The organism is Coleofasciculus sp. F4-SAH-05, from assembly GCF_040222985.1.
GTDB lineage: Bacteria > Cyanobacteriota > Cyanobacteriia > Cyanobacteriales > Coleofasciculaceae > Coleofasciculus > Coleofasciculus chthonoplastes.
In genome coordinates, this window is record NZ_JAVKBY010000232.1 from 15,171 (window position 1) to 35,857 (window position 20,687).

General features: G+C 45.0%; 16 protein-coding genes and 1 pseudogene. 5 read left to right on the top strand and 12 right to left on the bottom strand.

Features of this window, described 5'->3' with window-relative positions; genetic code table 11:
• Positions 1–62: 62 nt before the first annotated feature.
• Positions 63–299 carry a 50S ribosomal protein L28 gene (gene rpmB, locus RIG27_RS28190; protein WP_446350445.1) on the bottom strand — a complete coding sequence of 79 codons (237 nt, stop codon included), beginning with the start codon at positions 297–299 and terminating at the stop codon, positions 63–65.
• Positions 300–351: 52 nt separating this feature from the next.
• Positions 352–1,833, bottom strand: coding sequence for an RNA-guided endonuclease InsQ/TnpB family protein (locus RIG27_RS28195; protein ID WP_446350446.1), 1,482 nt, complete (start codon positions 1,831–1,833; stop codon positions 352–354).
• 66 nt (positions 1,834–1,899) lie between these two features.
• On the opposite strand from RIG27_RS28195, the gene tnpA reads away from it, so the two are divergent.
• A complete protein-coding gene (gene tnpA, locus RIG27_RS28200; protein WP_446350447.1) occupies positions 1,900–2,289 on the top strand; it encodes an IS200/IS605 family transposase in 390 nt (129 codons plus the stop codon).
• Between the two features lie 107 nt (positions 2,290–2,396).
• Here the strand turns inward: tnpA and RIG27_RS28205 are convergent.
• Both RIG27_RS28205 and htpG read right to left on the bottom strand, forming a co-directional pair.
• A pseudogene (locus tag RIG27_RS28205) lies at positions 2,397–2,711 on the bottom strand (DUF433 domain-containing protein).
• Between the two features lie 74 nt (positions 2,712–2,785).
• Entirely contained in the window at positions 2,786–4,768 is a 1,983-nt protein-coding gene (gene htpG, locus RIG27_RS28210) for a molecular chaperone HtpG (RefSeq protein ID WP_446350448.1), read from the bottom strand.
• Positions 4,769–5,244: 476 nt separating this feature from the next.
• Here htpG and iscB point away from each other — a divergent pair, with 476 nt between their 5' ends.
• From iscB to RIG27_RS28230, 4 genes are all read left to right on the top strand, one after another.
• The gene (gene iscB / locus RIG27_RS28215) at positions 5,245–6,474 is read left to right on the top strand and encodes an RNA-guided endonuclease IscB (protein ID WP_446350449.1); all 1,230 of its coding nucleotides are present in this window, start codon (positions 5,245–5,247) and stop codon (positions 6,472–6,474) included.
• A 161-nt stretch (positions 6,475–6,635) separates the two neighbouring features.
• On the top strand, positions 6,636–7,373 hold the full coding sequence (locus RIG27_RS28220) for a class I SAM-dependent methyltransferase (RefSeq protein ID WP_446350450.1): 738 nt from the start codon (positions 6,636–6,638) through the stop codon (positions 7,371–7,373).
• Between the two features lie 12 nt (positions 7,374–7,385).
• A complete protein-coding gene (locus RIG27_RS28225; RefSeq protein ID WP_446350451.1) occupies positions 7,386–8,861 on the top strand; it encodes an MBOAT family O-acyltransferase in 1,476 nt (491 codons plus the stop codon).
• A gap of 10 nt (positions 8,862–8,871) precedes the next feature.
• Positions 8,872–10,020 (top strand): hypothetical protein, encoded by a 1,149-nt coding sequence (locus RIG27_RS28230; protein ID WP_446350452.1) that lies wholly within the window; start codon positions 8,872–8,874, stop codon positions 10,018–10,020.
• On the opposite strand, the gene RIG27_RS28235 is transcribed toward RIG27_RS28230, so the two are convergent.
• The 8 genes from RIG27_RS28235 to clpB all read right to left on the bottom strand — a co-directional run bounded on the left by RIG27_RS28235 (position 10,015) and on the right by clpB (position 20,468).
• Positions 10,015–10,971, bottom strand: a complete 957-nt coding sequence (locus tag RIG27_RS28235) for a putative capsular polysaccharide synthesis family protein (protein ID WP_446350453.1) — start codon at positions 10,969–10,971, stop codon at positions 10,015–10,017. The genes RIG27_RS28230 and RIG27_RS28235 overlap by 6 nt on opposite strands.
• Positions 10,972–11,098: 127 nt before the next feature.
• Positions 11,099–12,037 carry a sialate O-acetylesterase gene (locus RIG27_RS28240; protein WP_446350454.1) on the bottom strand — a complete coding sequence of 313 codons (939 nt, stop codon included), beginning with the start codon at positions 12,035–12,037 and terminating at the stop codon, positions 11,099–11,101.
• 4 nt (positions 12,038–12,041) lie between these two features.
• On the bottom strand, positions 12,042–13,313 hold the full coding sequence (locus RIG27_RS28245; RefSeq protein ID WP_446350455.1) for a glycosyltransferase family 4 protein: 1,272 nt from the start codon (positions 13,311–13,313) through the stop codon (positions 12,042–12,044).
• Between the two features lie 48 nt (positions 13,314–13,361).
• Complete coding sequence (locus tag RIG27_RS28250; RefSeq protein WP_446350456.1) at positions 13,362–14,345, bottom strand: glycosyltransferase; 984 nt, start codon at positions 14,343–14,345, stop codon at positions 13,362–13,364.
• Positions 14,346–14,390: 45 nt separating this feature from the next.
• Entirely contained in the window at positions 14,391–15,398 is a 1,008-nt protein-coding gene (locus tag RIG27_RS28255; RefSeq protein WP_446350457.1) for a glycosyltransferase family 2 protein, read from the bottom strand.
• 42 nt (positions 15,399–15,440) lie between these two features.
• Entirely contained in the window at positions 15,441–16,403 is a 963-nt protein-coding gene (hpsE, locus tag RIG27_RS28260) for a hormogonium polysaccharide biosynthesis glycosyltransferase HpsE (RefSeq protein ID WP_446350458.1), read from the bottom strand.
• 166 nt (positions 16,404–16,569) lie between these two features.
• Complete coding sequence (gene hpsE / locus RIG27_RS28265; protein ID WP_446349356.1) at positions 16,570–17,553, bottom strand: hormogonium polysaccharide biosynthesis glycosyltransferase HpsE; 984 nt, start codon at positions 17,551–17,553, stop codon at positions 16,570–16,572.
• Positions 17,554–17,804: 251 nt separating this feature from the next.
• A complete protein-coding gene (gene clpB / locus RIG27_RS28270; RefSeq protein ID WP_446350459.1) occupies positions 17,805–20,468 on the bottom strand; it encodes an ATP-dependent chaperone ClpB in 2,664 nt (887 codons plus the stop codon).
• Between the last annotated feature and the right edge of the window lie 219 nt (positions 20,469–20,687).

Sequence of the window (20,687 nt, forward strand, 5' to 3'; positions counted from 1 at the left end):
ATCAGGCAGGGCGGGTTGTGGCTGAAGTGGATACGGATGACAGGGGCACGCCCTCAAGTGGATTAATAGTGATGAAGATTAATCCCAGCTTCTTTTGCCATGGCTGCCAATCCTTTCTTCTCTAAGGTCTTAATCGCCTTGGTGGAAAGTTTTAGCTTAACCCAGCGATTGCCTTCTTGCCACCAAACGCGCTTGGATTGCAGATTGGCGTGTTGGAGTTTCTTGGTGCGGCGGTGGGAGTGGGAGATGGCGTAGGCGTTGTTTGCTTTTTTCCCGGTGAGTTGACATTTGCGCGACATGGTAATCCTTTAATTATAGTCCGTTCTCTATGATATCTTGACACTCCCCCTTTTAGAAAAAGGGGGATTCTGCGGAACTCACATTCCACATATCCTGAGAAAACAGTTCTAACTGTCTTCCCAGGTTCCCAGGCACACGACGTTCACCCTTACGGGTGTCGTGTTTTCTCCTTTTAGGCGTTGTTAATTCAACGCTGGACGTTTCAAACAGGCTTAGCTGCTTGGGTTTCCCACAGTCCGTGGGTACCTTTTTTGTTATTAATTTCAAGCCATACTCAACAACGGCTTTACGCTTAATGTTTCGTGCAGCTTGTTGATCAGCGTGGTCAAAATGACCACACCTGGTACAGATAAACCGCTCTCTGTCCCGATTAGCTTCATCGATATGACCGCAGACGCTGCACTCTCTGGATGTATCTCGCGGGTTTACTTTGAGCAAGACCTTTCCTGACTTCGCAGCCACGTACTGAATCTTGTTGATCAACTCTCCCCATGAGGCATCCAGGATAGAACGGTTCAATCCCCGTTTGGCTGATTGACCATTGGGCAAAAACCGTCCTGTCTCTTCCTCTGGCTTAGGCTTACACCGCCTCACCATTCCTTGAATGTTGAGATCTTCTACTACAACGGCGTCGGCTTTTTTGACAAGTTTGTTAGCAACCTGCCACTGGTAGGCATTCCTGCGGTTAAAGACTTTACTGTGTAGCTTGGCTACTTCAGCAGCCCGTTTCTTACGGCTTACCGAGCCTTTCTTTGTCCGGCTGACACGCCGTTGGCGAATCGAGAGAGTCCGCTTAGTCTTCTGGTTGGTGGCAAACCTGGGGTTGGGGATATCACTTCCGTCTGAGCAATGCACCAACTTGGTTAACCCCATGTCCAGCCCAACCGCCGTTTTTACTTCGGATGTTGGTCCAGGGGTAGCCATTGGGACTGACTTGTCCTCCAGGCGCACACTTATGAACCATCCATCGGTTCTGCGGCGAATTGTTACACTCCTAATAGCAAATCCATCAGGGATAGGGCGGGAATTGAAAAAGCGCATCCAGCCAATTTTAGGCAGATAGACCTTACTTCCCTTGAACTTAACCCGACCCGGCTTATACTCAAACGACCGGAAGTTACTGCGGTTTTTAAACGCCGGAAAACCCCGCCCATCAAAGAAGTTTTTATAGGCGGTGTTCAACCGGGCAATATTGCGTTGCAATACGTCCGAGTCTATTGATTTATACCAAGGACGGGCAGTTTTGAGATCTACCAGTGCAGCGTCTTGGATTGTGCCAGCATTGCGTTTTTTGCCATTATTTTTCCAAGGGTTCCCTGTTGCGCCGTTTTTGATGATGCAGCAGGTCAATGGGTAAGCTTCGGCTTTAGTCCTTAAACTGCAATAGAGTCCCTGGATAAACTGTTGATGATAGGTTTCAATTCGGTCAGCCAAACACCAGTTGTAACTGCTGCGTAGCATATTAAGCCACGACTCCATCTTGGCACTGTGACTGCCAGATGGACGTAGTTTGTAGACGTAGCTTAAAATCATAGATGGCTAAACACTGTCGCCAGCTCTACACTATCAACAAAATAATCATAGCATGATTTGACTGATATGCAGCAGTACAGAAAAAGCAACCACTCGGTTTCTATGGTCAATTATCACTTAGTTTGGACGCCAAAACGACGAAAAAAGGTGTTGACTGGAGACGTAGAAAAGCGATTACGAGATATTATTTGGGAGGTTTGCCAAGAAAAAGAGTGGGTGGTTATAGCCTTGGAGATTATGCCTGATCATGTTCATCTATTTGTCAATACTCCACCAAAAGTAGCCGCCCATCAAGTCATTAAGGCTATCAAAGGCAGAAGTTCCCGATTGCTAAGACAAGAGTTTCCAATACTCTTAAAGCTTCCTTCTCTGTGGACTCACTCGTATTTTGTCTCTACCGCTGGCAATGTTAGCAATACAACAGTTAGACGTTACATCGAAAACCAAAAAAAATGACGGCGAATTTATTCGCCGCGTCGAACTTCATCCCCCGACTAAAGTACGGGGGCTTCCGTTCTCCCGTCCTTTATCTGTGATACGATTTTGATAGTTTTGGTACCGTGTTATCCCCTTTGGGCTTTGAATTGGCGCAACCTCAGTACATAATCCGGTGGGTTTTCGTCTTGTTTTTTGGCTCCTTCTTGACAATGGTTTAGCCAGTCTGCCATGTATTGGGTTATCGTTTCTGGGTGTTGTAAATAATAGAGAATTGTTGCATATATTTGTTCTCAGGTAAGATGGGGATAAATTTGAGCAATTGCCTCTGGAGTTTGGCGACGATACATATACTCATGCAATATGGTTTCGATCCCGATGCGAGAGCCTTTAATTCGGATATCATTTGCCGTTAAAAAGTCAAAATAGTCTTCTATTTTCATTACTGTCGTTACTTGCTGTTCGGTTGAAGAATGTTCTCTATTTTAGGGCGCACGTCGGTGCGCCCCTACGGTTTCTAACGGTTGGTTAATCGCGTCAAGACTTGGTTTGACCGTTCGACAAAGGATTTCATCCCTTGGGCGTCAAAGCCTTTTTGCGCCATTAAAGCTAGGTCATATACATGTTGACAAATTAACGTTGCTAGTTCCCCACTGGGAGATGAACCAGTTCCTTGAACAATACTCCCTTGACTAATCTCAACTAAGTTCTCAATCAGCGGGTGCGCCGTATTCACGACTAAAATATGTTCATCGGGAAACTGTGCCGCTTGCTGCTGCAATAAGGCGGTCATATCCTGCAACCGTCGCATGGCTTCTGGTAACAATACCATGGCTGGAGGAGTCCCTTGGGGATCATCGGATTTCAACGCCTGGGTTTTAACATTAACTTTGGGCTTGTTTATTGCTTTCTCGAATATCTCCTTAACCAATTCACTGCGGGTTTTATTGGTTTTGGGGTCAACGATGTCTGATGCTTTATCTTGGTCAACTAGGGTATTATCTAACTCTGAGTCCACCCGCGAGAACTTGACATCAGAATATTCCTGCTCGAGGAAACTAATAAAGTGGGTGTCGATAAACGAGTCCATAAATAGGACTTCTAACCCCTGATTCTTGTGCAGTTCCACATAAGTGGCTTGGGCGGCTTCATCGGTACAGTAGAAGACGTGGTTCTCGTGCTTGACTTTGTTGCGTTCCAGATAGTCTGGCAGCGTGGTATAAGTGCGTCCTTGTTCATCTTTATTCGCAGCGGCGGAACTCACATCTTGCCAAGCATCGTCCTCTTGAGACTGCACCTCCACCTCAGGCGTCTCCCCTTGGCTAGCTGACTCCCCAGTATCGGTGGTGCGGTAGAGAATGATGTCTTCGACTTGTTTTTTGAACTTATCGTTATTCAGAGACCCAAATTTAACAAAGGTACCGACATCTTGCCAGCAACGGATATATTCACTCCGTTGTTCTTTGTACAGTTCATTTAAACGGTCGGCGATTTTTTTGGCAATGAAGTCGGCGATGCGGCGTACTGTGCGGTCATTGGTGAGGGCGGAACGGGAGACGTTCAGGGGAATATCGGGACTGTCAATTACCCCCCGTAAGGGCATGAGGAAGTTGGGAATGACTTCTTCGCAATGGTCACTGACAAAGACCTGATTACAGAATAGCTTGATATGACCCTTGGTGACATCTACGTCGGGCTTGAGTTTGGGAAAATAGAGAATCCCGTTGAGGAGGAAGGGATAATCCGTCTTCAGATGCACCCACAGCAGCGGGTCTTCCTGAAACGGATACAGATAGCGATAAAATTCTAAGTAGTCCTCATCCTTGAGATTTTGCGGTGATTGCTTCCACAGTGCTTGGTGACTGTTGATTTCTTCGCCTTCCATCTTTATCGGTACAGGCATGAAGTCGCAGTATGTCTTCACCAGTTGGCGAATCCGGGCGGGTTCGACGTATTCGGCTTCTTCATCTTGTAGCGTTAGGGTGACGGTGGTTCCTCGTTGGCTGCGGTCCGATTCCGACAGTTCAAACTGGGGCGAACCATCACAGGACCAATGTACGGCTTGGGCACCGGCTTGGTAGGAGAGGGTATCAACTTCGACTTTCTTTGCCACCATGAAGCAGGAGTAGAAGCCAAGTCCGAAGTGACCGATAATCTGTTGGTCGGCGTCTTTTTGGTATTTCTGGATAAACTCTTCGGCGCTGGAGAAGGCGACTTGGTTAATATATTTTTTCACCTCCTCAACCGTCATGCCAATCCCGTTATCGGAGACGGAGAGGGTTTTATTATTTTTATCCAGGGAAATGGTAATTTCTGGTTCCCCCACATCCCCATCCACTTCCCCGGAGTAGGACACCATCTTCAGCTTCTGGATGGCGTCTACGGCGTTGGAGACGAGTTCCCGCAAGAAGATTTCGTGATCTGTGTAGAGAGACTTCTTGATAATCGGAAAGATATTCTCGGTATGGATTGTGATTTGTCCCTGTTCGAGTACAGTCATAGGTGTTAGGTACTATAGATTTCGACTCTCAAGATGATTGTGAGCGATCGCGCCTTAATTTAAGGATAGGATTGCCCACCGCTAGAATTCGGATCTCCCTACTTGGGCAGAGGGGCAGGGGAAGCATGTAGAGACGTAGCATGCTACGTCTGGAAGCTGGGACACCGTAGCTGAAAATTAGGGTGGGCTACGTTTCCCTATTCTCTGGTGTCTGTTGCCTTCCCTTGATAATGTTATAACCGTAGTCAACAACCCAGCGCCGCCCTTCGGGACGGCGTGGGCTTGAGAAGAGTTCTTGAGCCTTGTTGATTAGCCTCAGTGTTCCGTTATGCAAGGAATACTACGTTTTCCGAGAATATTATGCATCGTGAAGTATAGGGTTGGCAACCCGTTTCCTAGCTCCACGCTCTGCGGTTTTTATTAAACATTCCTGTTGGGTAGGGAAAGTGTAAAAACAGACAAACCTCGTGAAAACTTTGGCGAAGGAAACCACACCGCAAGGTGAAACTCTGTTTATTAGGTTTATGAAAGTCCACGTTATCAACAAGCATGGGCGTCCCTTGATGCCCACAACCCCAAGAAAAGCCAGATTACTGCTTAAAAGCGGTAAAGCCAAGATAGTTGGACGTGACCCTTTCACGATTCAACTTGTCTACGGTTCAAGCGGGTACACTCAGCCAGTCGATTTGGGTATTGATGCAGGGTACGAAAACATTGGCTTTAGCGCCGTAAATGAGAAAGAAGAACTCATCGGTGGCGAACTTAAAATGCTTAAGGGTGTCTCAGAAAGAGTTACCGAAAAGCGTAAGTATCGTCGCACTCGGAGGAATCGACTCAGATATCGAAAGCCGCGTTTTTCCAATCGAAAAAGGAAGGAAGGCTGGTTGGCACCAAGTATCCAGCACAAGCTAGATACCCATGATCATCTCATTGACAAGATATGCCGTATTCTCCCTGTTAAAAGCGTGACAATTGAAGTCGCAGCCTTTGACATCCAGAAAATCAAGAATCCCCCTGACCGCACAGATAGACCCGCCAATCTGATAACACTCTGTACCAAGTGTCATACTGCCAAAAACCACCAAAAGAAAGGGTTTCTGTTGGGATGGGAACCAAAGCTCAAGTCATTTAAAGGTGAAACCTTCATGACTTTGGTGCGGTGGCGGTTAACAGAAGAAGGGCGGTACGAGTCCACCTTTGGTTACATCACCAAAGGGAAACGCCGAGAGTTAGAGATGGAAAAATCCCATCATAACGATGCGTTTGTCATCGCTGGTGGAACAACTCAAACTCGTGTAGTTAAGCCGTTAATGCTTGAACAGATTCGCCGCAACAAACGGTCATTAGAGCAGTTCTATGATGCCAAATATCGCGATTCAAGAGATGGGGAAATCCGTTCTGGAAGCGAGTTATCTTCGGGGCGTAGGACAAGGAGTATAAAACTCAACAGCGAGAACTTAAGGCAGTATCGCGCTCATAAGGTTAGCCCTGGACGCCGCGCCATCAAGAAAAAGCGATATCCCTACAAGCAACGGGACTTGGTTCTGTTTGAGGGAAAAGCTTATGAAGTTGTTGGAATGCAGAACTTGGGAACTCGCCTTAGTTTAAAACCCGACGCCAACAGTAAAACCAAGTACAAGACTGCGGCTTTAAGTAAAGTTAAACCTTTGAAAAGAAGAGGAGGAATCTGTGAGCAACAAGCATGAATTGGAGAATTCTCCGGGCCTGCAAGCCCCACAAATTCTCCCGCCATTCCTCCCATCGCTGCCCTTCGGGACAGCGTGGGGCTCCTGGCGGTTTAGCTGAACCTAGACGCCAACCTGGGTTTGTAGACCCGAAATCATCGTTTATTGCCAATAGAGGCTCAATGACTGAACCATTCAAGGATAGAGTTTATAACCAATTACTAGCCTTTGCCCAATATAGTTACGATTTACCGAAAATTCTGGAGTTTGTCGATCGCTATTCTCCTGGGGATAAAAAATCCTGCAAAGTTCTAGATGTGGGTTGTGGCTACGGCAAGAAGCTGAAACCCCTGCAAGAGGAAGGCTATGATGTGTTGGGAGTTGATATTAATCCCCAACTAATTGCGGCGAATCGGGCAAAGGGATTGAACTGTCTCACCGTTGCGGAATTTGAGGGACACGACGAGCAATTTGACATCCTGCTGATGTCTCATATTATCGAGCATTTTCCCCCAGGAGAGTTAAAAGAGTTTATCGACTCCTACCTAGAACACTTAAAAATGGGTGGATACCTGATTATTGCCACACCCTTACTCAGCGATCTGTTTTACGAAGACTTTGACCATATCAAACCCTACTATCCCCAGGGTATCCTCATGGTATTTGGCGATCGCTATGATGATCAAGTGCAATATACCTCCCACAATAAGTTGCGCTTACAAGATCTATGGTTACGCCGTCGCCCCTATATTCCCCAATTCCATCAGGGGCGGCATAAGAGTCGAGGCACCTGGCAAAATAAAGTGTTTCTGGTTTGGGTTGTGGCGCTAATTCTCCTCTATCGTCTCTCCTTTCGCTTCATCGGTCAAACCGATGGCTGGGTGGGCGTGTTTCAAAAAGTTAAACCCATCCAGAAGTAGGATCAGGCGATCATGCTGTTTAATTCCTATAGTTTCATCTTCGCCTTTTTGCCAATTACGCTGGTTCTTTTCTTGGGATTGGCGAAATTACGCCTACTCCGATTGGCAACCGTCTGGTTAGCGATCGCGTCTTTCGGGTTCTATGCCTATTGGAATATTGCCTATCTCCCCCTGTTACTCATTTCCATTGTCGGCAATTATGGGATTGGTCGCCAGATCGAACGGGCGAAACCACAAACGCCAGCCGCTAAGGGCTTACTCTATCTCGGTATTGCCTTTAACTTATGCCTTCTCGCCTACTACAAATATGCCAGCTTTTTCGCCAATTCCCTCAACAGCATCCTGGCAACCGAGTTCACGCTGCCTAAAATCATATTACCCCTAGCCATCTCCTTTTACAGCTTCACCCAAATTGCCTATATCGTTGACGCCTATCGGGGGGAAACCAAGGCATACCGATACAATTTTCTCACCTACAGTCTATTTATCTCCTTCTTTCCCCAACTCATCGCGGGTCCAATTTTACGCTATGATGAACTCCTACCTCAATTGCGTCGATTACGCCATTTTCTCTGGAATCCCAAAAACCTGGCATTAGGCTTAACCCTATTTATCCTCGGCTTATTCAAGAAAGTCGCGATCGCGGATAATCTTTCCCCTTGGGTGAGTCCGATTTTTACCCATGCTGACTCGGTGACGTTTCTAGAAGCCTGGGTGGGGGCATTAAGTTATACCTTTCAACTCTATTTTGATTTTTCTGGCTATTCCGATATGGCAATTGGTTTAGGCTGGATGTTCAATATCCACCTACCAGTTAATTTTAACTCTCCCTACAAAGCAACGTCTATCACGGACTTCTGGCGACGTTGGCATATTACCCTATCTAACTTTCTGCGCGACTATCTTTATATCCCCCTAGGTGGAAACCGTAAGGGGCGCCTGCGTCAATCGATTAATTTATTAATTACCATGTTACTAGGGGGATTGTGGCATGGGGCGGGATGGACGTTTGTGATTTGGGGTGGACTTCACGGACTCTTTCTAACTATAAACCGTCTCTGGCAACAGCTTCAGATTTCTCTCCCCAAACTCCTAGGATGGCTAATCACCTTTGGGGCGGTTGTCGCCAGTTGGGTATTGTTTCGCGCCCCAACCTTAGAGGAAGGATTAGCCATTTTACAGACGATGGTGGGGATTAAATCCATGGTTTTACCCACCGCCTATCAACCGATTTTGGGCTGGTTAACCCCACTAGGGGTAGAGTTTAAAGGCTGGCTAGAGTTCCCCTATCTTCCCCCCCTAGGAGGGCAAAAAAGTCTCCTCGTCTTAGCCTTTTTACTCCTGGTTGTCAGCCAATGTCCCAACACCCAACAAATTATACAGCAGTTTAAACCAACCTGGTGGGTGGCGGCAATTGTCACCAGTCTGGCTGTTTTTTGTTTACTGTCTCTCAACCAGGTAAGTGAATTTCTCTACTTCCAATTTTAAGTTCCGAACAATGAAACGTTACTCTGGATATCTGGGATGGCTGCTGACATTTTTCCTATGCCAATTTCTGGGAGTGGTTCTATTTAATCTAACCATCGATCCCTATGGCGCGATCGCGACGCCGACGATTGCGGGATTCAACCAATCCAAACCCGAACAACGAAACCATGTCAGGCTGTTTAAAGCTATTGCCATAACCCGCCAGAAACCGACAATTATTTTATTGGGTTCCTCTCGCACGGAAGTAGGGTTAAATCCCAACCATGTCGCCATTCCCACCCCCTCCTCGACGTATAACTTAGGCATTTCCGGCGCGAATATGTATGAGGTGTTGCGCTATTTTCAACACGCCCTGAAAAATCAACCCGATTTAACCCATGTAATCATTGGGATTGACTTTTTCATGTTTAATCACCAGCGGGCAAATCAAATCGATTTTGATGAAACTCGTCTAGAAAAACAGCATATTACCCTCCCCGACTTTCTGGATGTAACCTTCTCTCTAGACACCTTGAGTACAAGTTACACCACCCTGTTAGCCAATCGCCCCGACTCTAGTGCTACTCCCTATTACGCCAATGGGATGCGGAATCCTGATTTCTTTATTCAGCATGACTTACCTGAACAATCTATTGTTAAAGGATTTAAATTTAGTCTCAGGAAATATTTACATGACCCAACCCTTTATCAAGATTATACCTTATCTCGTCAACAGTTAAATTACCTAAAACAACTCATCAATTTGTGTCAAAAAAACCAGATCAAGCTTCACCTATTCATCTCCCCCTCCCACGCCACTCAATGGGAAGCCATTCGCAGTGCTGGACTTTGGGCTGTCTTTGAAGAGTGGAAACGAGAGGTTGTTCAAATTACACCTGTTTGGGATTTCTCCGGTTACAACAGTATTACCACAGAACCCATTAGTGAAACAATGAATAATTATTTTGACAACTCCCATTACCGTCAAAACGTAGGAGATTTAGTTCTCAACCAACTGCTTCACCATCACTTAGACAGTGTACCCCAGGATTTTGGGAGTGTGATTACACCAGAAACCCTTGAATCCCATCTGCAAACCATCCGATCCAACCGGGAAATCTGGGTCAAAACCAATCCTCCCGGTTGGCAATTGTTGCCAAGTCTCAATCAGAAATTATGAAAGGTGATATGCCTGTTCCCACCGAAGCTGAAATTGGTTAATTTCCGCTTCAGTGTAGAAGTGAGACATCCAGGAATTTCGGTAAATTTTGTCTAAATACTCCGTGGAGAACCTGACCAAACCTTGAAACTCCTTGTAGGCTTGATAGTAATCTTTTCTTTGCGAAACATTGGCATCCTTAATTTCAATCTGTTCTAAGGCAAAAAAATCACACAAGCTGTCCTCTAAACATTGATTAAAGCTCTCGAATTTTAAGAGCAGGACTTCTATGTTACGATCAGGATAGTTGATCATGACATAACCTTTATCCTTAGGAAATTCAACCGCCATAATGTCAATTCCTAAGACCGCTTTAAGTTCCCGATTAAACCAGCGTCCGGCATAATCTACCCCCCAAAACCCATGATTTTTCCAAAAGGCTTGAATGACATCTTCTAACCCCAATTGACCCGAAGCAAATCGTTGAGCAAAGTTGGGAAAATATTGCTCAATATTTTGAAAAAAGTCTGATATATTCCGTTGTAAGGGGTCTCTGACAATGCTGATGATCTTTAATTTACGATTCAGGACTTGGTCAAGATGATCGCTCAGATACTTACTGACGAGAAAATCCTGATCAACAACCGGACGATTGATGTAAGGCTGATAAAGTTTGATGGTTCGCCATTTTTTTTGAATCAATTCACGATTTAAGGTATGAATTTGGTAAACAGGTTGCTTAATCTTTGCCGATTTTAATGATTTAAAAATTGATGAAGAAGCCACCTTACCCATTTGGTAAACCAATACAATTTCTGGACTGAGCAGCTCCTTTTTGAGTTGGCAATGCAACGAGTGCATACAGGTAATATTCTTTAAATAGTAATAAATTGGCTGAGTTATACTCGTTTTTTTAATCAGCGATGCCAAGGGAGAAGCAGCCGACTTTTGGAGAACTAGCATACGAATCATACACCCTATAAGTCTAGAGTGGAGTCTAGCACAAGAGAGGTGATGCCGCTAGTGAGTGGTAATCTTATTTAATATACCGATTTAATATACTGATTAACGACTCTCCTGAAGTCCAACCCTTTAGGCTTTAGGCTTCATCTTGGTGCTTAGGGCGTAGGAAAGGAAAAATCACCAGGCTCAAACCCAGAAAAGCCAGGGGAGACGGTTCACGAATACTCAACCATTCGTCCGCGAAGCGATCGCCTAACGCCATTAACCCAGGGGAGTCGAAGTGAATATTGTCGGGATGCTGGGAAAGATCAATCGTCTCTACCGCAAAGGTTCCTGGAACCTGCTGATCAACCTGAGACTGGGCTTGTCGAATTATATCCCCATATCGAAATGTGCCAAAGGGTGTCTCTTGAGTTCCGGTTAGAAAAACCTTACCATAAATAAAGGGTAAATTCGGTTCCTGCAAATCCTGGCGCACCTGAGTTATAAAATTAGTCAAATTCTGCTCATACTGATTTGCCATCGCCAGATTGTAAGCATCGGATTCTCCCTGCATCCAGAAAAACCCAGCAATATCAACATTTACAGAGGTGACAGGAAATTCTGCGATCGCCCCCTTCACCCGATCAATCATACTGGTGTAGAGTTCACCCCCTGGTTGCCAGTCTACTGCCAAAGTTGTCCCCCCTTTGGCATATTTCACCAAGGCGACGGTTTCATTTAACTCTTGTGCAATTCTTGTTCCCAGGGTAATCTCTGGACCAAACCCCACGCCGTTAAAGACGCGACTAAAGGGGAACGGTTCTGTGGGAACGATTAAGGACCCCCAGGTATTATTCTGGTCATACCACAGTACATTATCTTGCGGTTCTCGCCAGCTATCCGGTAAATCATTTAGATTAGACCGAGAACCCACCATATTCGATTGACCGGCTAGAATAAACAGTTTAATCGATGGACTGGGATAGCTGCTCGAATTCGTGTTGATTAGTGAAAACGCTTGCACCTTTGTAGCACAGACAACAAAAATACCGAAAACCACGCCAACACAACGGTTAAGAATTTTAATGCTCATAGGATTAGTGAGGAGATACGTCTTGCCGGATCTGTTGATACAATTCTAAATAAGCTTGAGCCTGCTTTTCCAGACTAAATTCTTGCTCAATTTTTGCTCTAGCCCGTTGGGATAACCTGTGCCATCGCTCTTCATCGCCTAGTACCCATTGAATCCCGTTAACTAAGTCGTCAACGCTATAGCACTGCGCCCGATAGCCATTGTCTTGATGATCAACAACCTCTTTGAGTCCAGTGGTATCAAAGCAAACGACTGGCGTTCCACAGGCAAGAGATTCAGCCGCCGTTTGCCCGAATGCCTCTTGAGTTGACGGCACAATCATCACATCCGCCGCTGAATACACCAGAGACAAAGTAATATTATCATGAAGCATTCCCAAGTAGGTGGCTTTCATCCCTAGGTGAGCCTCCTTGGATGAATGAGAGGCGCCAAATACAACAAGTTCGGCGTTTTCATTAAACTCACTTGTCGCAATTTTTTGGACGGCTGCTTCTAGATAGTTAAATCCTTTTCGCTGATCTCCTGTAGCATTTATCGCGCCAAATAAAATAATTTTTTTCCGGCTGGGTAAATTTAATATATGTCGAGCGATTTGTCGGTCTATTGGTTTAAATTGAAGGGTATCAATGGCATTATGAATCACTTCAATTCTCCGCTCTCTAAATAAACGACTTTCTCTAGCACAATTAGCTAACCAATGACTCACCGCAACTAGGGTGAAAGGCAACGGTTGCCAAGCTCGTTTTTTACGCCACCATAATTTTCGGGACAGATCATTTTCCTGGGTTGAACCTAAGTGAGGACAAGAACCACACTGTTCTTGATAACGGCAACAGTCCTCAGAAAAATGACATCCTCCCGTAAAGGGCCACAGATCATGGAGTGTCCAGACTATAGGTTTATCAAATTTGGTCAAAATTTCTGGATTTAGAAAACCTTTACAAATCCAATGTAAATTGACAATATCTGGATTAATTTCTTTGACGATGGGTGCAATATTTTCCGTTGATACAGCCGGAGAAAAAAGTTCTCGTTTTCGGTTTTTAGAATAGTAAGGTTTCAATTTAATTTCGTCTAGATATAGACGAGTTTCTTTGATGATTTTTTGGGAGTATTTAGCAGGCTGGAGTCCAATAACGCTCGGATCATCGCTGGCTTTTTCTAAAACTAACATTGTGGAATCGATATCGGCTTTTTGAAATGCCTGATGCGTTGAGTAAGCGGCACGGGAAGCGCCACCTTGCTTATCCCAGGTATTGAGTAGTAAAACTTTCATGTTTCTATCAGGTTTCAATAAATTAGCATCAAAGATAATAAGGTTCCCTTAAACATCAATTTTATTCTTGGCGATTAAAGCATGAACATTGGCTAAATTTGGCATTTTAAAAAACAAGTAGTTAGACAAAGCCTTGGGGAAAAGAACAATAATTATAATTTTAAAAATCACTTTCCAGAAAATTCGCCTTCGCAGAAGTAACGGATCAAAATTTACAGCATTCCCGAACAACTTAATTGCCAGAAATCCTTGTTTTCGCTCTGGAGTTCCAACAATAGCTTTGTAAGTAACCCCTTTGTATAAGTTAGCTAAGCTATGGCGCTTGAGATACTGGAGTGATTGAGGCGCATTCGTAAACGCTCGTTCCAGAACAGTTAACCAAGCGGATTCTAGATTAGCAATATTGGCGGATACTGACTGAGAAGAACGTCTGTAGAAAACTTGAATTTTTGGCACGACGGTAAATAAATAACGTTCCGCTAATCTTAAATATAAATCTGTATCTTGACAAGCAGGTAAAGACTCATCGAACCCGCCAATTTCAACTAAAGATTGCCGAAAAATTAATGGATTAGAGCCACTCTCTAGAAAATTCACCAGTAAGAGTTTAGCATACACATTACCTGTATCCGTTGCACAAATCCCTTTATGTAAAAAGTGACCGGATTCATCAACGAAACTCGTCCAGCTATACGCAATAGCGGCGTCTGGATTGCTTTGCAAGGCTTTTAACTGTGCCTCTAACTTATCGGGTGTCCAAAGATCATCCGCATCTAAAAAGGCAACATATTCTCCACCGGCTTGGGCTAATCCCCGATTACGACTGACATTTGCACCTGCATTAGGGTAAGAAAAGACTTGAATTCGAGGATCGGGAATGCGTTTAATCATGTCTAATGTGGCATCTTTAGATCCATCATCGACAATCAGTAATTCAAAATCGGTAAAGGTTTGATTTAAGACCGATTGAACCGTCTCTTGGATAGTTTTTTCAGCGTTATAGGCAGGAATAATAACAGAAATTATTGGCATTTTATCGATAAAAATAATAAACCCGATGTTAACTGATTAAATTAATCACTCTTTTTCAGAGATGACTTTTCGTTGAATGACTGCCTCGATTATAGCGGCAGGTGGATTTTGTTCTCGGAGATGATTTTGGATTCTCGACTGAATATAATCTTTGGGCAAAAAATCCACAATCAGAAACCGAATCACTTTATTGATATAACAGAATAGATAGTTCCAAATAGGAATCATTTGTTTTTCCCGATTCTGAGAATGCAAATTCACAATTAACCATATATTTTGATTTGCCTTTAAACTGGTTAACCCTTTAATGATTTTCCAACGACTTGCTAAATCCGGCTGTAAATACCACTGCATCCAATAGGGCATGTAGCGGGTAAAGTCACTAATAGTATAATCGGTGCTGGCTTTCAGGTTACAGGAGAAAATAACTCTAAATCCGGCTTTCTTGACCCGCATACTATACTCATAGTCACTGCCATGATGGGGGAGTTTAACGGTGTCAGGAAAACCAACCTGATCAACAATTTTTCGGGGAATAACGACAATATTACCACATAGCACATCTGCCTCTAACTCGTCAGATGTGGAAAAGGCATTAATATGACTAACAGGCTTTCTATCCTTCAGCCCACTGTAAACAATCCAATCAGTGTACGTCTGATCCAACACAATACCACCAACAACGGTGCTATCATAGTTGCCAGAATCACAAATTTTAATCAGATTGTTAATAAAATTGTCCGTGATACAAATATCGTCATTCAACCAAACCAGATAGTCTGCCTCTAATGCGTTAATAGCATACTCCATTCCTTTCACAATAGCACCTGCCCACCACATAGAACCATCTGCCTCAATCAGAAAAACGCTGGAAAACTGAGTTTGGATCATTTCCTTGGTGCCATCGGTGGAACCATCATCGACAACGATGATAGAGACTCCTTGTCGATTTTCTTGTTTAATTTGCCAAGTGAGTTGAGTTAAGATATTCTTGGTATAGTTTCTTCGGTTTCTAACGGGGATAATAAAGGCAATTTGTGGGAGATGAGTCATAAATCAGGCAGCACTATGAAAAAAAATAATGTATTGTTCTGTCTATCTAATGAGTTTAAAATAAGAAAAAGAACTAAGCATACTCCCCCAAAAAAATTCGAGTTCACAAGCCGCAATTAAATCCCGTTTAACCTGTCCTCGATATTTGATCACATGCCAGATAACGCGACGCAAGTTACCGAGTAACGTGCGGATAACAATGATAGGTTTTTGTCGAGGGGTAGCATTAATCAGGCGCAGTTGACAGGTGGCTAACCCACAGCCACGAGAAATAGACAGTAAGTACTTCCATTCTAATCGCCAGCTTGGGATTTGATGATAGGTATGTAAATCGGGATGATACCAAATTTCCCACCCAGCTTTGTGTATGTACAATAGAGGTTCATAATCTTCTCCACCCAACATTGAACCCGCCAATCTCCCTTTTAATTGAGGACGCTGGGGAACGCTTTCTTGCCAAGCTTTTCGACGAACGACTAACGCCGCTGCTGTGGGTAATCTCAAGTTTTGCGGTTCAAATTGATGGGGTGTGGAACCATGTTCTCGAATGGCTAAAAAGGCTTGGATGCGTTGAAAGTTTTCCGGCGGTTCAACTTCAAACTCCCCATGAATTTGACCACTGAATGCACCCGCTTGGGGATGGTTTTTAGAAAAGGTATACGCTTGAGATATCCAATCGGGATTGGGTAAGTTATCATCATCTAAGAATCCAATTAATTCCCCCTGCGCCGCTTGTACCGCCCGTAATCTGGCATAAGCGGCACCTTGTTCCGGTTCCAGGATGTAAGTTAAGGGAACACCGGGTAACCAATTCCCTTGATACTCCTGCACCACTTGGGCGGTATTATCGGTACTGTTATTATCAACAACAATTATTTCCCAATAAAGTTGGTTTAAACCTGTTTGCTGTCGCAGTTTATCCAGCAGCTTCGGCAAACGGCTGGCACTATTATATGTAGGAATCGCTACTGTAAAGTCTATAGACATTTTTTGGTCATTTGTCATTTGTCATTCGTCATTTGTTGATTAGGAAATCTCTCCCCCATCTTCCCCATCTTCCCCATCTCCCCCTACCTATGAAATGGGGTTTGGAGACCAAACCCCTACTGTTCCCATCTTCCCTATCTCCCCTTAATCAAGCACTATTGATGGGGGAATTTTTTCTACCCACTTACTTACCTTTCAGGGTAATGATTTGGTTCGGGCGATTAAAATAGCCATTTTTGTATAAATAGAATGGACTCTCTAAACTACTCAAAACGAGTTGCCATTGACAAGCGGCGACTAAATCCGATTGAAGTTTACCCTGATATTTAAGGCGATGAATGATGACTTTCCGCAAATCGTTAACTGTATAGGCAACAAAAGCTAAGGGGCGTTGCCAAGGCTTAACACTTAACATGCGGGTGACAAAACGGCTGAGTCCAATGCCGCGCATAAAGGGAATTAAATAGTCTCGTTCTAAGCGTTTCTGAGGAATTTTATGGTCTATTTCCATGGCTGGGTTATACCAAATTTCCCATCCGTTGAGCTGCATATAACATAACATTTCCAAGTCTTCGCCGGTGAGCATATTTCCCTGAATTCTGCCTGTTAAAATCAGGTGACTGGGAACACTGTCAAGATAAGCCTGTTTCCGGATAACTAATCCGGCGGCAGGGGGTAATAATTTGTGGCGGGGTTCGTAGCGAAAAGGTTCCTCGCCGCGTTCTGCGATCGCGAGAAAGGGTAAGATAGGTCCTAAGCTGTCTGGAGGCGGTACTTCAAAGTCGGGATGGATTTGACTCCCATACGCCCCAGACTGGGGATAGGCTTGAGCAAAGGCAACGGCGGCAGCCACCCAGTTGAGGGCGGGAATGTTATCATCATCTAAAAAGCCAATTAGGGGGGCTTGGGCTTCCTTAACGGCTAACTGTCGGGCAAATCCTGCTCCTTGTTTTGCCTCAACGCAGTATCGTAGGGGAGTGTCGGGAGACCAGTTTTCCTGATAAGCTTTAACAATCTCTGCTGTGTTATCGGTACTATTATTATCAATAACGATAACTTCCCAGCGAATCGATTCTGTACCCGTTTGGCGGCGCAGTCGTTCTAATACTTCGGGGATTCGGATTCCGCCATTATACGTGGGAATCGCGACGGTGAAGGTAAGGGACATAACAAGTCAAAAGTTAAAGGTCAAAAGTCAAATGTCACTTTTGCCTAGTTGAGAAGACAATCTGCTTAAGTGTTTGTCGTTAGTGCTGAGGCACTGATGGCGCTAATGATGGCGCTAAAGCGCTGACTACGAACGTTTAAGGTTTTTTTATCGAGATGCTCCTGTCCCGAATCCTAATTAATAACTGAATAGTAGCTGAATTCGGGAGAGGTTTTAAGGGAAATTTGATGAAGATTTTTTACGAAACCTGTTCAATGTACCGATTGCGGTTCCGGCAAATTTACCGTTTCCTTTTTACTAAAGCTGAGGACGTTATCCGGACAATCGACGAGGATTGTATCTCCCGCCCCAAATGTGTTTTCCAATAACTTCGTGGCAATGGGGTTTTCGAGTTCCCGTTGGATTGCCCGTTTCAGAGGACGCGCCCCGTAAACAGGATCATAGCCGACATTCACCACATAGTCTAGAGCCGCCGGGGACAGTTCAATGGAGATTTTCTGATCCGCTAACAACCGTTCAATCCGTTTGAGTTGAATCTCGACAATTTGCCGCAGTTCCTTGCGCGTCAGGGTATGGAAGATGATAATATCATCGACACGATTGACAAATTCGGGACGAAACTGCTTTCTCAATGCCTCAGTTACCCGTTTCCGCATCTCCTCATACTGGGCATCATCTCCCGCCACACTGAGAATATGATCACTGCCAATATTACTGGTCATGACAATAATCGTATTGCGGAAATCCACGGTTCGCCCTTGGGAGTCGGTGATGCGTCCATCGTCAAGGACTTGTAATAAAATGTTAAATACATCCCGGTGTGCTTTTTCCACTTCATCCAGCAACACCACCGAGTAAGGGCGGCGGCGAATGGCTTCTGTGATTTGTCCCCCTTCTTCATAGCCCACATATCCTGGAGGGGCGCCAATTAACCGGGAAACGGCGTGTTTCTCCATATACTCGGACATATCAATCCGGACTAATGCATCCTCGCTGTCAAAGAGAAACTGTGCCAAAGCCCGCGCCAATTCCGTTTTACCCACTCCTGTGGGTCCCAAGAAGAGGAATGAACCGATAGGGCGTCCGGGATCTTTCATCCCCGCCCTAGCGCGACGAATGGCGGCGGCGACGGCTTCCACGGCTTCGCCTTGCCCAATCACCCGTTTATGCAAATGTCCTTCTAGCTGCAACAGTTTCTGGCGTTCCGACTCCAGCAATCGTTTTAGGGGAATCCCTGTCCACTTGGCGACAATTTCGGCAATATCGGCTTCGGTGACTTGTTCCCGGAGTAAGGCGGAACCCTTTGCCTGGAGTTCCAGCATCATCGTCTCTTTGGCTTCGCGATCGTGCTGGAGTACTTCTAATTGTCCATACTTAAGCTGGGCGGCTTGATTTAAATCATAAGCGCGTTCTGCTTGCTCAATTTTAACCCGAAGTTGGTCTTCTTCTTTTTTCAGGTCATTAATTTCTTCTAAAAGTTGTTTTTCCGATTGCCATTGTCCGTTAAGCTGTTCGTGATTGGTTTCAAGTTGTTCTATTTCTTGCTCAATCAGATCTAACCGTTCCTGAGACGACTGATAGGCACTACTTACGGCTGCGACACCTTGGCGCTGACTTTCAGCTTCTAGGGACAGCTTTTCCATCTTTAGCTGCATCAGCCTGCGATCAATGGCTTCGAGTTCCACGGGTTTGGAGGTAATCTCCATTTTCAGCTTGGCGGCGGCTTCATCGACTAAATCAATGGCTTTATCGGGCAAAAAGCGATCGCTAATATACCGATTCGATAGTGTCGCGGCGGCGACTAAGGCGGAGTCGGTAATGGTTACATTATGGTGAACTTCGTAGCGTTCCTTGAGTCCCCGTAAAATAGAGATCGTATTTTCTACCGTTGGTTGTCGCACCAGTACCTGTTGAAACCGTCGTTCCAAGGCGGCGTCTTTTTCAATATGCTTGCGGTACTCATCTAAGGTGGTGGCACCAATACAGCGCAATTCGCCTCGTGCTAGCATGGGTTTGAGTAAATTCCCGGCATCCATGGTTCCTTGACCTGATCCGGTACCGACAACGGTATGCAATTCATCAATAAACAGGACAATATGCCCATCGGACTGGGTAACTTCCCGTAAGACGGCGCGGAGTCTGTCTTCAAATTCCCCTCTATATTTCGCCCCAGCAATTAAACTCCCCATATCCAGGGAAATCAACTGGCGTTCCTTGAGGGATTCGGGTACATCTCCATTAATTATGCGTTGTGCCAATCCTTCTGCGATCGCGGTTTTGCCGACACCGGGTTCCCCAATCAGCACCGGGTTATTTTTGGAACGGCGGGATAAGACTTGGATGACTCGACGAATCTCTTCATCCCGCCCGATTACCGGGTCAAGTTTCCCGGCTTTGGCTTGTTCGGTCAAATCCCGCCCAAATTTCTCTAGCGCTTCATAGCGGGATTCTGGACTTTGATCGGTGACTTTTTGCGAACCCCGAATTGCTTTAACGGCGGCTTCGAGTTTGGTACTATCCAGGTCAAAGCTTTTAAATAAGCGGCGTCCGATGCGTTCATCGGCGGCTAATCCCAAAAGTAAATGCTCAACCGCAATATAGTCATCTTGCAGGGCGACTCTAGATGCCTCGGCATTATCCAGCATAATATCCAAGCCTCGCCCCAGGTAGAGTTGGTCAACATTATTCACCTTAGCTTGGCGGTTGGCGAAGGCTTCCAACTGCTGCTTAAACCTTGGCACATCAACCGTCACCCGTGATAGAATCCGGGCGGCTAACCCCTCTTGTTCCAAGAGTGCGATCGCCAGATGTTCAACTTCTAGCTGTTGATTGCGACAGCGGCGGGCAACGTCTTGGGATTTAACGATCGCTTCCCAGGCTTTGTCGGTAAATTTGCTGGCGTCGGTGGGCTGCATGAGTGGTTATCTGGTTATCGAGTCTTGATTGAATAGTATCTCCCAGTGGCAGTATAACAATATAAGTAGCCCACGGCTTGACACGGTTTGATCTTTACGATCAGCTTCACTGGTATTTAAGGCAATCGTTCTCATTAAAGGCAATAGATAATAAATTTTTGATCTTTTCCAAAAATTGAAAATAAGTGGGTTTATAAAGTTATGTATTTAAATGTTATA

Bases quoted from the DNA above. Each gene is read 5' to 3' on its own strand.
- rpmB (WP_446350445.1), bottom strand. From the start codon at position 299: ATGTCGCGCAAATGTCAACTCACCGGGAAAAAAGCAAACAACGCCTAC.
- RIG27_RS28195 (WP_446350446.1), bottom strand. From the start codon at position 1,833: ATGATTTTAAGCTACGTCTACAAACTACGTCCATCTGGCAGTCACAGT.
- tnpA (WP_446350447.1), top strand. From the start codon at position 1,900: ATGCAGCAGTACAGAAAAAGCAACCACTCGGTTTCTATGGTCAATTAT.
- htpG (WP_446350448.1), bottom strand. From the start codon at position 4,768: ATGACTGTACTCGAACAGGGACAAATCACAATCCATACCGAGAATATC.
- RIG27_RS28220 (WP_446350450.1), top strand. From the start codon at position 6,636: ATGACTGAACCATTCAAGGATAGAGTTTATAACCAATTACTAGCCTTT.
- RIG27_RS28225 (WP_446350451.1), top strand. From the start codon at position 7,386: ATGCTGTTTAATTCCTATAGTTTCATCTTCGCCTTTTTGCCAATTACG.
- RIG27_RS28230 (WP_446350452.1), top strand. From the start codon at position 8,872: ATGAAACGTTACTCTGGATATCTGGGATGGCTGCTGACATTTTTCCTA.
- RIG27_RS28235 (WP_446350453.1), bottom strand. From the start codon at position 10,971: ATGATTCGTATGCTAGTTCTCCAAAAGTCGGCTGCTTCTCCCTTGGCA.
- RIG27_RS28240 (WP_446350454.1), bottom strand. From the start codon at position 12,037: ATGAGCATTAAAATTCTTAACCGTTGTGTTGGCGTGGTTTTCGGTATT.
- RIG27_RS28245 (WP_446350455.1), bottom strand. From the start codon at position 13,313: ATGAAAGTTTTACTACTCAATACCTGGGATAAGCAAGGTGGCGCTTCC.
- RIG27_RS28250 (WP_446350456.1), bottom strand. From the start codon at position 14,345: ATGCCAATAATTTCTGTTATTATTCCTGCCTATAACGCTGAAAAAACT.
- RIG27_RS28255 (WP_446350457.1), bottom strand. From the start codon at position 15,398: ATGACTCATCTCCCACAAATTGCCTTTATTATCCCCGTTAGAAACCGA.
- hpsE (WP_446350458.1), bottom strand. From the start codon at position 16,403: ATGACAAATGACCAAAAAATGTCTATAGACTTTACAGTAGCGATTCCT.
- hpsE (WP_446349356.1), bottom strand. From the start codon at position 17,553: ATGTCCCTTACCTTCACCGTCGCGATTCCCACGTATAATGGCGGAATC.
- clpB (WP_446350459.1), bottom strand. From the start codon at position 20,468: ATGCAGCCCACCGACGCCAGCAAATTTACCGACAAAGCCTGGGAAGCG.